Below are 16,288 nucleotides of genomic sequence, written 5' to 3' on the forward strand. Positions count from 1 at the left end.
TATATTCCTCTTTCGATGATTTTGCGAGCTAAAGCGATGGTAGAGCCTATAGATAATAGGCAAGCTATTTGAGCAACGACGCATGCAAATTCATATCAGAGGTTTATAAATTCTCTATCTGCTTTAATACCTCTTCTGCATGTCCTTTAACTTGCACTTTCCGCCAGATATGAGCAATTTTTCCTTCGGTATCTATTAGAAAAGTTGTCCTCCCTATGCTCATATATTTCTTACCAAATATCGATTTTTCTTCCCAAACTCCATAATTTTCACATGTGTTAGAATTAAAATCTGAAGCTAGATCAAATTCTAGCGAATATTTCTTTTTAAATTTATCATGAGCATTTAAATCATCCTTGGACACTCCTATGATTATCGTATTCAGTTTTTCAAATGCTAACTTAAGTTGACTAAAGCCTCTTGCTTCAACGGTGCACCCAGGGGTATCATCCTTAGGGTAAAAATATAATACCACAAACTTGCCTGCCAACTTCGATAAACTAATATTATTATTTTCTCCCACTAACATAGTAAAATCTGGAGCATTATCCCCTATTTTTAACATTCTAATTATCCTCTTAATAAATATTGATTAGTTAATTTTAAATCTTACCCTCTTTCCGCCAATATAGCCAAAGTGATTTAGCTGGTGGCACTTGAATTTAAAGGTAAGGTTGCGCAGCGTATAGAGAATACGTGAGCACAACCGAAGCCTGCAAAATCAAGTGTCACCAGCTAAATACCGCGGGCTATAAGCCATAATGAAAATTATTGCAAATGCTACTGCTAACGCAAACCAAGTAATAGCATATTCCAAATGATCATTTTTAATATGCAATAAATTTTCGATTTTTAAGGGCTTTAAAATATCTTCTTGCCCCACAGCAACATTATCCATAAGCAGATAAAATTCTTCTAGCTTTAAACCTAAGATATTAGAGGCCTCCTTTATATCTAAAGTAAACCAGATATTATTTTTAATATCGTTATCAAATATAAAAAGCCTTTTTTGCTCCCCTGGCAGTATTACCCCGATAATTTGATTAATAGAGCTGCTATCTAATATTTTATCAATATTATGTTTGTGACTACTACCAAACCATCCTCGCGTAACTAAAATTATTTTATTATCATCTGTCTTAAATGGACTGACCAAATAATACCCATCTTTCTCGGCAGACATCGCCCTACGCCCATACAGATGAAGATTTTTATCTAGTAAAAATTGCCCCCTGACTGCTACTTTCGCATAATATTTATCTCCACTAAGTGTTTTTATATCAATAGGAGCATTATTTAAATTGTTATTTATTAAGTTCAAAAATAATTGTTTTTCCTTAAGTCGGCTAACTTGCCAAATACCTAGTGACACTAGTATTACAAAAATTAATATAGCTATTAATACCGGGAATAGTTGTATTTTACCTTTACTTAAAGTTAAAGTTTTTGGCACTATAATTTCTTCATTATTTCTAGCAAGGATTCTAAAGTAACAAGTTTGCTTTGTCTACGATCAAATGACATTAATTCGCGTTGATAATCTGGAATAAAAAATTCTAATTTAAATAATTTTAGTGCGTCTGCTAATGTTTTAGGTAATGGCAGTAAATTATACTGTTCATCGAAAGCATTACCATAGATCTTGGGTAGGTTGTTAATTTCCCTAGGGCTTTTCAGTCCTAAGTATATAGAGTTTAAAATTGTAAAAATTGCTAGATAAATATTAGTTAAGGGATTAGCTATTCTATGCTCTAATCGTTTAGGATAAGAAGCAGGGATGCGCAGAGCAACGGTTCTATTATTATTACCAAATGATACATTAATTGGAGCCATGAAATTTTTATCTAGCCGTAAATAATCCTCCTCATATGACATGAACACCAGAAAAGTCTCAATCATATAATGCCCAATACTTGACGCTACCTTATTTAGGAACTCATGATTGATATGAGTAGCACTAGTATCAATAAAATTAAGGTGGAAATGCATACTGCTACCATAATCATCAAGGAATGGTTTAGCCCTAAAATTTACCTTGCTTTGCAATTGATTTGCTACCATTGTTATTTTATACCGCACCTTATTAATATCTTCTATATAATTAATTATATTAGTTGTCGGAGGCAAATTAACTTCAAATTGGTTTTTGCCTTTTTCCTTAATAAGTTTCATACCTAGAAGATGCTCAAATTGGCATAGATCTACATTATTACTTAAGTAAAATTCTATTTCCACCCCTATACACGCTATTAAGCCATAATCTATTTGTAACTCGTGCATTAATTTTTCTAATGCATTGTATTTCCTCAAATGATCTGATAATTTATCTATAAAATCTTGTAGGGGAAAAATCATCATGAATGTGCTTATAACAAATAAAGTTTATTATAAAATTTTTGACCTAAGCTTCAAGGGTTCAAGTCATATTTATAATAAAAAAAATATGGGGCCCTATTCTCTGCTTCCTAATTCTCTAGAAGTTATCCACAATAACCGAAAAGCAATAGTTAATTATTGCCAGGCTCAAAATATAGTAATCTTAAAACAAGTACATGGCACTAAAATTATTGATGCTGATTTAATTAATGATTTTACTACGGATTTAGAGGGGGACGGCGTCATTACTTCTAAAAATAATTTAGTACTAGCAATACAAACTGCTGATTGTGTGCCAATTCTTTTAGCAAGTAGCGACGGAAGCCTAATAGGGGCCGCGCATTGTGGATGGCAGGGTAGTAAAGCAGGTATAGTAGCTAATATCGTCACTATAATGCAGGCTAAAGGTGCTAAGGATATTTGCGCGATTATTGGCCCTAGTATTCAACAATATTCTTATGAAGTAAATGAGGAATTTTATAATAGTTTCGTAGACGAGAGAGAGATTTATGTAAAATTCTTTATTCCTTCACATCGAGAAAAACATTATATGTTTGATCTACCTGCATACGTAGAACTACAATTACAAGAAGCAGGTGTTCATAATATCCATAAGATAGCAGAAGATACTTATACTACTCAGTTGAGCAAAGCGATTGATAGTAATAGTGAGGAGCTAAACCATACTACAACAGAACCGTTAGATTCCAGTATATATAAATATCCAAGCTACAGACGTTGTTATCATACAGGAGAATTATACAATAGCGCTATATTATCTACCATTATCAAACCATAAATTCTTAGCGTTTTTCTACTTATAATAGTAGACTTAATCCCTTTCATCTCTAAAATTATCATAAAAAAATAATTTTTATTGACAGTTTTTTTGGCATATGCTACTTTAGATTGCAAAATTTAAAAAGTGTATACTGCTCGTACTTCAAGAATTGGATTTTATTTTAAATGGCGAGCGCGCGCAGCGTACATGCCAGTACGTGAGCACGTGAGTCCATGATAAAATAAAAAAAACAATTTTTGAAAGACGAGTAGTATATACTTAAAACAATGTAATAATTATTAAAGCAAGGAGTAATAATTATGCCTTATCTCCTAAGAGCACAGAGAATAGAAGCTGAAAAATCACTTCCTCTTCCAAAGAGAAAGGCTGTAAATGAAGAGCGCTTCCTCCAAGGCATATTACACGACTTAAATTCTCCCTTCAAAAGCCCAATACCTGATTCTGTTCAATTTGGTTGCGATGAACAGTATATAAAAGTATCCCAGGATCCAAAAAAAAATGAAGCTTTATTAACATTGGTTGTGCAGCCTGAAAAACATGACAGAGGAAATTACCTTGAATTAGCCAAAAATATCTTAGATAATGGAAAAATTACTAAATTAAAATGTTCAGGTTTACAGGCGGAAGAAGTCGCTACTTTAAAGGAGATTTGGCAGAAGTTTGGTCAAGTTGTTGCGAATCATGATATGTCAAAAGCTACAAATATTGCTCCTTCTACCTCTTATCCACAAAACCTCGACGATAATTTCACTTTGTCTTACTCCTTAATCCCATTTGCAGGCGAGGAAAAATCACATGAGTTAGGAGGGGCAGCTTCGCACCTTGATTAACTTATGCAGGAAGTCTATTGTAGTTCTCTTAGTATTATGATATATATACTGCTTGCACCTGAAGAGTTGGTAGACGATAGAATCAACTTCAAGAAGAAGCCAGGAGGGCCAAAGTCGAGCACCGGAGCGTACATATTAGTATGCAAGGAGCCTCGATCTTTAGAGCGCAACGACGCCAATTCTTGAAGTTCCTAGAGTATATACACTTTTGTTCTGCTAGAGCCATCATTTTCTTAGCCAGAATTAGCTTATGCAATAAGTCTATACTCCCCTTCCGATGATTTTGCTGCTAGGCACGATGGTAGAGCCTAGAGATAATAGGCGAGCTATTTGAGCAACGACGCATGCAAATTCATATCAGACGAGTATATTATTAATTTTAAGTAGAGAACATTGATAGTGATAAAATATTTATTGCCTGTAGTCTTGCTAATTTTCACTTTTAATAGCTATGCTATAGAAACTATATCTATAGAACGCGGGCATGTTGACCCTACCCCGATAGCAATCAACCAGTTTGAGGCAAACGCACAAAAAGAGCATGTGATTGCTCAAGATATAATTAACGTCGTAACTAATGACTTGAAAATTTCTGGCATGTTTCGCCCTATTTCTGCTGCTGCTTTTATTGAACAAGTTATAGGAATAACTCATAAACCTCTTTTTGCTGCATGGCGGCAAATTAACGCCTCTCTTGTACTGAATGGTGAAATATTGCAGTTACCTTCCGGCAAACTAAAAGTTAGCTTTATACTTTGGGATACCAATTTAGAAAAAAAACTATTAGGAGAATTTTTTGAAGTACCAGCACCTTTATGGCGAAGGGTAGCTCATAAAATAGCCGATAAAATCTATGAAAGAATTACTGGGGATAAAGGTTATTTTGATACAAGGGTAGCATATATCGCAGAAAATGGTCCATATTTAAATAGAGTTAAAAGAATAGCTATGATGGATTATGATGGAGCAAACCAAAAATATCTTACTGATGGTAAAAATTTAGTCCTTACCCCCAGATTTTCACCAGCTTCAGATAAGCTGCTCTATTTAGCTTATGTCAATAAACACAAGCCGCATGTGTATGTTCGTGACCTTACGAGCAATAAAGAGAGTCTAGTAGGTAATTTTCCTGGTATGTCATTTGCACCTAGGTTTTCTCCCAATGGCCAGAGCGCTATAATGTCAATAGCTCAAAAGGGGGCTACGCATATTTTTGAAATTGATTTGAATAGCAAAACAACTCGACAATTAACTACTGGCGCAAAAGTAATTAATACTTCTCCTAGCTACTCACCTGATGGGAGTAAAATAGTATTTAACTCTGACCGGAGTGGTTCTAGGCAGTTATATGTAATGAATGCCGATGGATCTAATGTAGAACGTATAAGTTTTGGAGGAGGAGTGTATGCTGCCCCAAGTTGGTCACCAAGAGGGGATTATATAGCTTTTACTAAAATAACTTCATCAGAAGGTTTTACTATTGGAGTGATTAAACCACATGCTCTAAATGAAGAAAATAACGAGAGAATTATCACCAGCGGCTACCTAGTTGAAGGCGCATGTTGGGGGCCTAATGGCAGAATTATTATGTTTACTAAAGGTTGGCCTCCAAAAGGGCCAATAGCAGGCAGAAGCCGCATTTATTCTATTGATTTAACTGGTTATAATGAACGGGAAATGCTGACTCCTGAAGATGCTTCTGATCCCGAATGGTCTAAAATATTAAATTAATTAATAAATTTTGGTGAGTAAAAAAAGTATATATACTGCTCGTAACTGAAGAGTTGGTATACGATAGAATCAACTTCAAGAAGAGCTAGGAGTGTCAAAGTCCAGAAGCGCAGCGTACTATATATTATACTGCTCGTACTTCAAGAATTGGGTTTTATTTTAAATGGTGAGCGCGCGCAGCGTACATGCCAGTACGTGAGCACGTGAGTCCATGATAAAATAAAAAAACAATTTTTGAAAGACGAGTAGTATACGTGAGCATCGCAGATCTTTAGGGCACGACGACGACGCCAATTCTTGAAGTTCCTAGAGTATATCCATCCTGATTAATATAATTTTGCCGGTATAGCTCAGCTGGTAGAGCAGCGCATTCGTAACGCGCAGGTCGGGGGTTCAAGTCCCTTTACCGGCACCATACCAACAACATCTAGATTCTGTGGAGGTTTCTATCTAATGGTCGATTTCGTCGTGATTTTCGTTCTCGAATCCTCACATATAGCTTATGCCATTATGATATATACAGGATAGTACGCAGGATAGTACGCGGGAAGCGCATAGTCGTCGTCGTGCATACTTGAAGATAAAATACTCTTGTACGCACCTTAATGGCCTATGCTATACGCTGCAGGCCTTGCGTTCCGTATCTTCTACAAATTCCTTACTCGATGCGAATTTTTCAAGCAATCTACTATTAAAAACACTCCATCAATTTCTGCAGTAAATCATTCGTCTCTTTCATAATATCTTGATCTATTAAGTTTTTGGTAAATATAAGCTTATCACCCTGCTTTAATTTTACTTGGCTGGGGTATTGCATAACAAACTTGCTTACTGGCCCTGCTACATTCGATTCTTTATAAAATTTGAGAACAAATCCTCGATCCCCTGAATCTAAGGTCTCAATATTCAGTTGCTTGCATTTATATTTTATTTTAACAATATTAAGTAAATTAATAAATTCTTGCGGGAGAGCGCCAAAACGGTCGACCATTTCGTCCTGAAAATTTTCAATTTCTATCTCCGAGTTTAGGCTCCCTACTCGCCTATATATATTCAGCTTAAGCGCTGAGTCAGAAATATAATAATCTGGAATAAAGACTGGCAGCCCTAGATTAATCACCGGTACGAAATCTTTAGGTTGGTCTATAGCTTCTTTTTGCAATGTGGCTATTTGCAATGCGGATATTTGCTCATCCAACATTTCTTGATAAAGCTCAACTCCGACTTCTTTGATTTGCCCCGATTGTTCTTCTCCTACTAAATTACCAAAACCACGTAAATCCATATCATGGCTTGCAATGATAAAACCAGAACCAAGAGCGCAACTATTTTGCATTATTTCTAAACGTTTTATTGAAGTAACAGTCATTTTTTTATAATTTGCTAGAGTTAAATAAGCATAACCCCTTACTTTACTCCTTCCTATTCTCCCGCGTAATTGATACAGTTGACTTAAGCCTAAACTATCAGCTTTATGAATAATCATAGTATTTGCTTCAGCAATATCGATCCCTGATTCAATTATAGTGGTAGCCACCAGTATATCAAACTTACCATCCCAAAACTCGCTCATCACCCCATCCACCTTGGCCACATGCATCTGACCATGTGCTACTTTATATTTTAATTCAGGCACTATTGCTTGTAAATATGCTTCCACTTCACTTATATCCTTAATCCTAGGTACTACATAAAAACTTCTACCCCCACGAAAACGTTCTTTCAGTAAAGCATCTCTAATAATTACTTGATCAAATGGCATGACTATTGTTCTGACTTCTAGCCTATCACTTGGAGGAGTAGAAATAATACTAAGATCCTTAAGCCCTACCATTGACATCTGTAGAGTCCGAGGAATTGGGGTCGCCGAAAGAGATAGCACATGCATTTTTGCTCTTAATTTTTTTAAATGCTCTTTTTGGCTGACCCCGAAATGCTGCTCTTCATCAATTATCAATAATCTAAGATTACTAAATTCTATATTTTTAGTAAGCAAGGCATGGGTGCCAATGATGATATGGGCAGAACCAGACTTAATTTGCCCCTTAATGATTTTAGCTTCACTAATGGTAACTAAGCTGGATAATTGTACAATATTTAAACTTAAATCTTTAAACCTTTTGAGAAACCTTAAATAATGTTGTTTGCAAAGAATAGTAGTAGGAACTACAATAGCTACTTGCGGGGCATTATATTGTTGAAATTCATTATATACCCCATAATTAGAAGATTTCACTATCATATAAGCAGCTCGTATAGCTACTTCAGTTTTACCAAAACCCACATCCCCACAAATAAGCCTGTCCATTAGTAGCCCGGAATCAAAATCTTTTTTTATATCATTGATAGCATTTAGTTGATCTTCAGTTTCGGTATATTTAAATCTACGACAAAAATTCTCATATTCTTCGGAATCAAATTCTGCCGGGTTAATTGTCGCTAATTTTCTTTTAGCGGTAATTTCTAATAATTGACCGGCAATCTCAGTAATGCGGTTTTTTAATTTCGCTTTATTCCTTTGCCAGGTAACGCTGCCTAACTTGGATAATTCCCCTTCATTACTACCATACTTTTTGATTACATCAATATTTTCAACAGGAATATATAATTTGTCATTATTATCGTATAGGATTTTCAAAAAATCATGGGCTTTATCTTTAATATTTAACGTTTCTACATTAAGAAACTTCCCTATCCCATGCTCCTTATGGACAATTAATTCTCCTTCACTTAGATTATCTAGTTCCATTAAAATGTTTTTTAACTTACGCCTAGGCGACTGCTGTCGCGTACCTACTGCTTTTTCTCCTAAAAGATCTCCAGCAGCAATAAATAAATATTTCTCTGTATAGAATCCTTTGCTCAGTGATACCGCTATAAGATTTATTACATTATTTTGCGCAGATTGTATGTTGTCTATTTCTAAAGAAGTCTTGGAATAATTACTGATGATATTTTTAAACCTCTCTATATTACTTTTAGATTGACAAAAAATTATTGGTATTTTAGTGTTATTTTTTTCTATTATTTCAAATAGTTTCTCAAATACTGTCTTATTTTCAATAAAACTGACTGCTGTAATTGTTTCTAATGGATAGGCAAAAGCAGAATTTTCATAGGCAGAATCTGGGGGAATTATTAAAATATTGTCCTCTTGTTCCAATCCCTTGCGAATCTGTTCACTAGTATAATAAAGCTGGCTAGTTGGCAGGGCTGGATAAAAAGTATTTAACTTAATCTTATTAGACTCAACACGCGCAGTGTAAAGGTCTAGACAGTTATTCTCATGTTCAAGAATCGACTGTACAGATAAATTATCATAAATAATCAGGGGATTCTTTAAGTAATCTATTAACCCATAAGCGGAATTATAAAATAAAGGAGATAAATGCTCATATCCTTGAAATTTTTTGCCTTCGATTATGGATTGATATAAAGGGAAATTAATATAGTTCACTCCAAAAGCTTTGAGATAATTATCTCTAAAGTTATTTATAGTGGCTGGATCTAATATTACCTCACTAGCCGGATGCAACTCTAACTCTTGGTGTTCATGAATAGACATTTGGCTGTTAATATCAAATTCTTTAATAGATTCTATATGATCCCAACTAAAATTAATCCGATAACCTTTATTGCCTGGCAATACTATATCTACGATCTCACCCCTTACCGAAAATTCCCCACTATCAATGCTACTAGCACTTCTAGTAAAGCTATTATGTACTAAAAATTCCGCAAGCTGCACTGCGGTTAATTTCATTTGACAATGTAGCTTTAGAAAAGATTCAGCTAAATATTCAGGTGGGGGTAATTTACTAAGCAAATTTACCGCATTAGTAACTACCAGTTTTCTTGCCGGGTTTATCGCCAAATAGCTTAAGATATTTGCTCGTTCGGATAGGATATTTTGATTAGGTGAGATGCGATCATAGGGAATTGTATCGAAACTAGGAAAATATAATATATTTGAATAATTAGGTGGTATATTAGTAGCGTTACTTTTATGCTTAAAAAACAATAATTGTCTGTAACTTTCTATTGCCTCCTCTTCAGTGGTAAAGATAAGTAAAACATTTCTATTTGTCTTATGAACAAAATGTTCGTGAGCAAAAAAACTTTTGGCTGTAAGGGGTAAAGGCTGCTTTATCATTATTCATTAAATTTATAAGTCATTTATATCAAAGCTCAGTAGCTGCAACATCACGGTAGAATTAAGATGCTGTGGAGGAATAGTTTTATTAGTAATCCAGTCATAGATATCTATATCATCCTGGTCAAGTATTAAAGCAAAATTTCTTAAGCTTTCTTGATCCATAGTTGGAAGATAAATTGCCGCGAATTTACTAAGTATTAAACCTGTTTCTTTACAACCACGATTTTTACTCTGATATAGTAGCTTTTTAGCTAAAGAATTTCTACTAAGAGGTGCCATAATACAATTTTATAAAAAAAATATCATAATATCCTTTAGATAATTTGACAATTGCCAAATATGAAATATAAAATGTAAATGCAGAAATACAATTCAGCTGCTCTGAAATATTCCCCTTGAATAAGACGTTAAAATATTAATCAAAACTAAATCTATGAACATCAAAAATATGTCTTCCTTAAAAGCCTATGAGATGTTAACAATAGATAATAAAGCTATAATTATTGATGTGAGAACTAGCAATGAGTGGCAAACAGTAGGCGTTCCTCAGCTATCTAAGCAGCAGTTGATATTTCTTAGCTGGCGCTTATTACCGGATATGTTATTAAATAATCACTTTACCAACCAACTTATGTCACATATTAAAAATGTTGAAACGAATCTATTGTTTCTATGCCGCTCCGGCGGGAGATCCTATGAAGCAGCGAATTTGATTAGTAGCTTAGGCTATACTAACTGTTATAATATTATCGATGGATTTGAGGGAGGCATTAATGGAATTGGTTGGCAACGAAATAATTTACCTTGGCAAGTTCTGTGAATACCAGTAAAAATCAATTCTCTATGGAAGAAATTCATAAATCTCGGGATATCTGGAAACAAGTATTACTTGATCTTAATAAACATTATGGGGATGCTTTATATAAAAGCTGGTTTAGTAAGATTAGTTTCTTAGAATGTTCGATTAGTACTATTATTCTTTCTACCCCCACAAATTTTATTCGTGATTGGATAAAAGCCAGATATATCACTACAATATTACAATCTTGGCAATCTTATGACTGCGAAATAAAAACAATTGAAATAGTTACTAAAGAATTACCGGATTTGAAGCAAGCTATCTATCATAATTTTGAAAAGCTACCAGCGACAGAAGAAGTAGATACTAGCCCTGAGAGTATATTCTCTGCCTTAGACTTACGCTTCACTTTTGATAATTTTGTAGTTGGAGGACCTAATGAATTGGCATATGCTGCTTCAAGGGCGGTTGCAGAGTCAGCGAATGCTGTAGCTGAATCCAACCCTTTATTCCTCTATGGAGGGGTGGGGCTTGGTAAAACTCACTTAATGCATGCTATTGCTTGGTATATAAAACATAATAATCCACAACGTAAAGTAATTTACATGTCGGCAGAAAAATTTATGTACCAATTTGTTAAAGCCCTGCGTAATAAAGATGTGATGTCTTTTAAAGAAGAATTCCGGTCAGTTGATGTGCTAATGATTGATGATATCCAGTTTATTTGTGGTAAAGATAGTACTCAAGAAGAGTTTTTCCACACTTTTAATGCTTTAATTGATAATAATCGGCAAATGGTTATCTCATGTGATCGCTCTCCCTCAGACCTGGATAATATTGAAGATCGCATAAAGTCTAGGCTCGGTTGGGGGTTGGTTGCAGATGTCCATAGCACTACCTATGAGCTTCGCCTTGGGATCTTAGAATCTAAGCTGGAGCAAATGAATATTCATATTCCTAAAAATGTTATTGAGTTTTTAGCAGCAAAAATAACCTCAAATGTCAGAGAGTTAGAAGGGGCCCTGAATAAAGTTATCGCGCATTCTACTTTAGTTGGGAGAGAAATAACCTTAGAAAACACCCAAAATATCTTACGGGACTTATTACGTTCTAATGAAAGAATTATTACTATTGAGGATATCCAAAAAAAAGTAGCCCAGCGTTATAATATTAAGTTTTCTGATATGTCCTCCCCTAGACGTATCCGCTCAATAGCTAGGCCAAGGCAACTAGCTATGTATTTAAGTAAAACTTTAACTCCTAAAAGCCTTACTGATATTGGGAAAAAATTCGGCAAAAAGGATCATACTACTGTAATGCATGCGATTAAAAAAGTAGAAGAATTATGTGAAACTGATATAGAATTCCGTGAAGAACTTGGTTTATTAATGAAGATATTACAGAATTAAGTATACTCGAATGATCTCCAGATTGGATTTGAAAATGAATGGTGAAGGAGCGCAGCATACGTAAGGTACTTGATCCCCTGCGCCCATGATATTTTCAAAAAACAATTCTTTAAAGCAAAAGAGTCTAACAAAATTAATGTAGGTTAAGAACCTTCGATATAATCCCCTATTATGCTGCTCTCACAGTCCGGACTATAGTCTGCGTTGATCAGATTATCCGCCATACCAGTTAGCAAAGAAGAGGAAGGTTCTATTCTGTCCTCTGCCGCAGTTTGATTTATCGATGATCCACTTTGCTCCATTGACATCTCATCACTATCCTTAAATTTTTTGCAGGGCAGTTCACTTAGTCCTGCATCTAACCCTTCTTTATCTTCCGTTGATAAAGTATCATTTGGTAGATCTATTGTTTGGCCTGTAGCTTTTACTTTATCTAATGCTTCTGGTACCCAATTACGGCCTTTTCCTGCTTTCACAATTTGAAAGCCCTGCTTCTCTGCTGCTTCTATATTGTTCGCATCATCATCTACAAATATATTCTTCCCCTTATTTTTTGTGGGGCATAACCTCTCACCTATCCATATATGCCCTGTTTTACCTTCTACACTCTCACCTATCCATATATGCCCTGTGTTACCTTCTACACCTTTATCCTCCATACCTGATATGATGACAATTTTCTTTATCTGCTCTTCATCAAGTTCCAGTATCCTTAATGTCGCTGTTACTGCAGCAGGATATTTGCTAAGTGTATGAATTATAATCTGACATTTTTCTAGGCACGATAGACAATATTTCAAAAATTCTTTTTGCATTTCAGGCTCATGGATTTTAATTCTAGAGTTTGAAGCTGTTAATATCTCAACCGTCCGCTTTGCGATGTCGCTAGGTTCATATCCAGGTTCCTTTCGGCCCAGAAGTAGAGCACCATTAACTGCAATGCCGCAACCTATAGGAGTAAAGATAAACTCTTGCTCCAACTGACTAGTCAGGTTCCCCGTTACCATTGTCCCATCAAAGTCGATCCATACTACCATTTCGAGGCGTATGGATAGATATCCCTCTAGCACCAAATTTTTTAGTGCTTCTCCATATCTATCATCTCTTGAATTTATCGTAGAATTTACCGTAGAGGGGTCTAGGTTTTTAAACTCTAGGCTTAACTTCAATCTCGTTCCTTTCCTTGTTTGCTTCATTGTTGCTTCCTCTGTTGTTTCTCCAGACTTTGCCATAAATACCTTTTAATTATTTAGTTAATAATTAATTAATGTTTTAACTTTTTGTAAAAGGTTAATACAGTATTATTAGTATAATAGCAATAAGTTTTTTAGATTTTTTAAGGAATTTATAATATCTTGTAGTAAATTAAAATTAAGATTGACTGCTTTTTAGGTTTTGTGAAGGTTTCTATGTAATGAGTAGATTTATAGGCATTTTTGCTCACAGAACCGCAGCACACTAGGGGATACGTGAGGATTCGAGAACGAAAATAACGACGAAATCGACCATTAGAGAGAAACCTTCACAAAACCTAGTAAGGATAAAGTATATAGGAAGGACAATGAGGCAGTTTAGAGGTTTAAGCTGCTGCAGAGCTGCATTTTAGCTGCAGGTATAGTCAATTAATATAAACTAGGGACGGTTGTTGCTCGTTGCTCGCCTAGTAGTTCTAGGCTTCGCGCCTCGCGCCTAGTCCTTAATTCATCTTAATTGACTATAGATAAATTTAGGAGGTTATTAATCCTGAGGTTTTAATACGTTATAAAAACTTCACTTATGACTATAATCTTTTTTATTTTTAAGAGTATTAAAAGTGCCTAATAATATACTGATAACCACAGTCAAAATGGTTGAAGCAGCAAAAATACTAGCAACAATATAATCAAGCTGGGTAAGGCAGGCAGTAATTATTGCCAATGTTATAATAAATAAAATACTACTAACTCTACCTTTTGTTACTAAGAGTTCATAAGATTCAATATTTTTAATTTCTAGCTTATGGCGATGTATTTGTTCTTTCTCAGACATGGCTATTAGCTTAGCTATAGTGCCTGGATAAAGAGTTTCATATTCTTCTAATAACTCAATAGGAGGCAGGACATGCTCAAATTTCTTACGATAGTATTTATAATCTGAATCCCTAGGAGGGGTCATTTTAAAATAGCCTTTATTGAGCCTATTATTATTAGCAAAGAAACTTTTATTCTCTTTCATAATCTCTTTTTATTTCTTGAAATGCGGAATTAATATCTTTTTCTATTTTGATAAAATATTCACGCAAATCTATTTCTTGTTTTTTTCTTAAAGGCGCTGGTAAAATTGTGAAAACGTTTAAAAAATCTGATAAGAACCTAGAAAAACTTGCTAAGAAATATTTCATAAATTTCATTTATAGTTGAAAATGATTAACATTTTTTAAATTGGTTGACATAATTACAACTTAATGAACCTATCATCAGGTAAAAAAGGTTCACCCCTGAAATTTACTGCATTCTGAAATTTATTGCAACAAGTTATAAAATTTTTATCGCAGCCAGCGGTAATCCTAGCGGTTTTGTGGTATTTTATGTTATCTGGAATTACTTTATCAACTATAAGTATATTTTGGGTATGATTTGCAACTTTTGCGCAAAAGGCCCCCTCCCCAAAATTCACATCTCCGCCCATAAAATATCCATCTTCTTTATTTAGATTGCTGATTCGAATAGTTTTACCAAAAATTTCTTCAATGTTATACAGGGTGCTATACATTGTTTTATCTATTTTGCAGCGTGAGTCACCAAAATTAGCTCGACAATTCTTACTGTAGGATTGTAATATAGTTTGGTTATAAGCCGCGGTGTTTGAGATGAGATGCAAAGTAAAATCTAGATCTCTTTTGATATAAGCGTAATGCGCCCCGAAAACTAGAGCAGTGATAGAGAGACTATTTTATGTTAAAATAAATATAAAATAGGAGCAGTCGAAAATGAGTAAGCCAAAAAGTTACAGTAAAGAATTTAAGTTTAAAGTATCGCTAGAGATGATCCGAGGAGATTTGAGTATTGCTGAAATAATCTCAAAATATCAAGTTCCAAGGTCGGTAATGACAAGGTGGAAGAAACAATTTTTGGAAAATGGTGCTGATATTTTTAAGTTTAGCTATGAAAACGGTAATTCCTCTAGTTCTACAAGCGAAATAGAGAAACTGCATGCAACTATTGGCAAATTGAAGGTAGAAAACGATTTTTTGCAGCTCGTATCTGCCAAGTTGAAACTATAAAGAGGAAAGTGATGGTAGATAAGGATTATAAAGATTTAAGTGTTCGTCGGCAAAGTCAGCTATTGAATCTGAACCGCTCCAGCCTATATTACAAGGATTCGGAGAAGGATCAAGATAATTATTTAAGTAATAGAATAGTTGAGATCTATAGTAATTATCCGATATATGGTTACCGGCGAATAACGGCGATACTTAGGAGAGAAGTGGTAATTGTTAACAGCAAAAAAGTCAGGAGGTTGATGAAACTAATGAATTTGCAAGCAATTTACCCTTCGATTAATACAAGTAAAAGAAACCTAAAAGAAGCTATTTATCCATATTTGCTATCAGGGTTAGAGGTTATAAAGCCAAATCAGGTATGGCAGGTGGATATCACTTATTTAAGGGTACAAAGTGGTTTTATGTATTTGGTTGCATTAATCGATGTTTATACTAGATTAGTAGTAGGATATCGTTTATCAAATAGTTTAAATACAGAGAGCTGTTTGCTAGCGTTAGAAGATGCTATAGCTAAATATGGGAAGCCGTCGATAATTAATAGTGATCAAGGTAGCCAGTTTACCAGCGAGGATTGGATTAATGAATTGAGGAGATGCGTCATAAGCATCAGCATGACGGGCAAAGGCAGGTGTAACGATAATGCCCATATTGAGCGTTTATGGCGATCGTTTAAGTATGAGGGGTCGTATTTATACCGGTGTACTTCAGTTTTAGAGTTGAAAAATAATATCCCGAAATGGTTGAATTGGTATAACAATCAAAGGCCCCATCAGGCTTTGGAGTACAAAACGCCGTTTGAGATATATAGTGGATTTATGGATAAGTCTTGCGACTTACCCACAATTCCACTATTACCACAACAGCTACAAAATTATAAAAATAATATTTTTGTAGATAGTTTATGAAAATAATAGTCTCTCTAT

At 34.6% G+C, this 16,288-nt stretch carries 17 protein-coding genes and 1 tRNA gene; 9 read left to right on the top strand and 9 right to left on the bottom strand.

The genetic code is table 11. The features are described from left to right. Positions 1-103: 103 nt before the first annotated feature. From bcp to AAGD44_RS03130, 3 genes are all read right to left on the bottom strand, one after another. Positions 104-565: a thioredoxin-dependent thiol peroxidase gene (gene bcp, locus AAGD44_RS03120; RefSeq protein WP_341764524.1), complete on the bottom strand. Its 462-nt coding sequence runs from the start codon at positions 563-565 to the stop codon at positions 104-106. Positions 566-721: 156 nt separating this feature from the next. Next, on the bottom strand, positions 722-1,453 hold the full coding sequence (locus tag AAGD44_RS03125; protein WP_341764525.1) for an SURF1 family protein: 732 nt from the start codon (positions 1,451-1,453) through the stop codon (positions 722-724). Further along, complete coding sequence (locus tag AAGD44_RS03130) at positions 1,453-2,355, bottom strand: glutamine synthetase (RefSeq protein ID WP_410521006.1); 903 nt, start codon at positions 2,353-2,355, stop codon at positions 1,453-1,455. The genes AAGD44_RS03125 and AAGD44_RS03130 overlap by 1 nt, the downstream gene beginning before the upstream one ends. Before the next feature lies 1 nt (position 2,356). Between AAGD44_RS03130 and pgeF the strand changes: the two genes are divergently transcribed. From pgeF to AAGD44_RS03155, 5 genes are all read left to right on the top strand, one after another. Continuing rightward, the gene (pgeF, locus tag AAGD44_RS03135; protein WP_341764527.1) at positions 2,357-3,175 is read left to right on the top strand and encodes a peptidoglycan editing factor PgeF; all 819 of its coding nucleotides are present in this window, start codon (positions 2,357-2,359) and stop codon (positions 3,173-3,175) included. Positions 3,176-3,477: 302 nt separating this feature from the next. Beyond that, positions 3,478-4,008, top strand: a complete 531-nt coding sequence (locus AAGD44_RS03140) for a hypothetical protein (protein ID WP_341764528.1) — start codon at positions 3,478-3,480, stop codon at positions 4,006-4,008. 36 nt (positions 4,009-4,044) lie between these two features. Beyond that, complete coding sequence (locus AAGD44_RS03145) at positions 4,045-4,194, top strand: hypothetical protein (RefSeq protein ID WP_341764529.1); 150 nt, start codon at positions 4,045-4,047, stop codon at positions 4,192-4,194. 216 nt (positions 4,195-4,410) lie between these two features. Continuing rightward, positions 4,411-5,739 (top strand): Tol-Pal system beta propeller repeat protein TolB, encoded by a 1,329-nt coding sequence (tolB, locus tag AAGD44_RS03150; protein WP_341764665.1) that lies wholly within the window; start codon positions 4,411-4,413, stop codon positions 5,737-5,739. A 339-nt stretch (positions 5,740-6,078) separates the two neighbouring features. Further along, positions 6,079-6,154: transfer RNA gene (locus AAGD44_RS03155), tRNA-Thr, on the top strand. 276 nt (positions 6,155-6,430) lie between these two features. On the opposite strand, the gene mfd is transcribed toward AAGD44_RS03155, so the two are convergent. Both mfd and AAGD44_RS03165 read right to left on the bottom strand, forming a co-directional pair. Next, positions 6,431-9,892, bottom strand: a complete 3,462-nt coding sequence (gene mfd / locus AAGD44_RS03160; RefSeq protein WP_341764530.1) for a transcription-repair coupling factor — start codon at positions 9,890-9,892, stop codon at positions 6,431-6,433. A 12-nt stretch (positions 9,893-9,904) separates the two neighbouring features. Next, positions 9,905-10,174 (bottom strand): succinate dehydrogenase assembly factor 2, encoded by a 270-nt coding sequence (locus AAGD44_RS03165; protein ID WP_341764531.1) that lies wholly within the window; start codon positions 10,172-10,174, stop codon positions 9,905-9,907. Positions 10,175-10,328: 154 nt separating this feature from the next. On the opposite strand from AAGD44_RS03165, the gene AAGD44_RS03170 reads away from it, so the two are divergent. Beyond that, positions 10,329-10,715, top strand: a complete 387-nt coding sequence (locus AAGD44_RS03170; RefSeq protein ID WP_341764532.1) for a rhodanese-like domain-containing protein — start codon at positions 10,329-10,331, stop codon at positions 10,713-10,715. 23 nt (positions 10,716-10,738) lie between these two features. Continuing rightward, the gene (gene dnaA, locus AAGD44_RS03175; RefSeq protein ID WP_341764666.1) at positions 10,739-12,103 is read left to right on the top strand and encodes a chromosomal replication initiator protein DnaA; all 1,365 of its coding nucleotides are present in this window, start codon (positions 10,739-10,741) and stop codon (positions 12,101-12,103) included. A 143-nt stretch (positions 12,104-12,246) separates the two neighbouring features. On the opposite strand, the gene AAGD44_RS03180 is transcribed toward dnaA, so the two are convergent. The 4 genes from AAGD44_RS03180 to AAGD44_RS03195 form a co-directional block, all read right to left on the bottom strand. Then, complete coding sequence (locus AAGD44_RS03180; protein ID WP_341764533.1) at positions 12,247-13,335, bottom strand: hypothetical protein; 1,089 nt, start codon at positions 13,333-13,335, stop codon at positions 12,247-12,249. Between the two features lie 538 nt (positions 13,336-13,873). Then, positions 13,874-14,317: a DUF2335 domain-containing protein gene (locus AAGD44_RS03185; RefSeq protein ID WP_341764534.1), complete on the bottom strand. Its 444-nt coding sequence runs from the start codon at positions 14,315-14,317 to the stop codon at positions 13,874-13,876. Next, positions 14,304-14,483, bottom strand: coding sequence for a hypothetical protein (locus tag AAGD44_RS03190; protein WP_341764535.1), 180 nt, complete (start codon positions 14,481-14,483; stop codon positions 14,304-14,306). The genes AAGD44_RS03185 and AAGD44_RS03190 overlap by 14 nt, the downstream gene beginning before the upstream one ends. Positions 14,484-14,536: 53 nt before the next feature. Then, positions 14,537-14,962, bottom strand: coding sequence for a DUF2163 domain-containing protein (locus AAGD44_RS03195; RefSeq protein ID WP_341764536.1), 426 nt, complete (start codon positions 14,960-14,962; stop codon positions 14,537-14,539). A gap of 109 nt (positions 14,963-15,071) precedes the next feature. Between AAGD44_RS03195 and AAGD44_RS03200 the strand changes: the two genes are divergently transcribed. Further along, a complete protein-coding gene (locus AAGD44_RS03200) occupies positions 15,072-15,365 on the top strand; it encodes a hypothetical protein (protein WP_341763459.1) in 294 nt (97 codons plus the stop codon). An 11-nt stretch (positions 15,366-15,376) separates the two neighbouring features. Continuing rightward, positions 15,377-16,270, top strand: a complete 894-nt coding sequence (locus AAGD44_RS03205) for an IS3 family transposase (RefSeq protein ID WP_341763476.1) — start codon at positions 15,377-15,379, stop codon at positions 16,268-16,270. Positions 16,271-16,288 lie beyond the last annotated feature (18 nt).

It is taken from the genome of Candidatus Tisiphia endosymbiont of Beris chalybata, assembly GCF_964026555.1.
Taxonomy (GTDB): Bacteria; Pseudomonadota; Alphaproteobacteria; order Rickettsiales; family Rickettsiaceae; genus Tisiphia.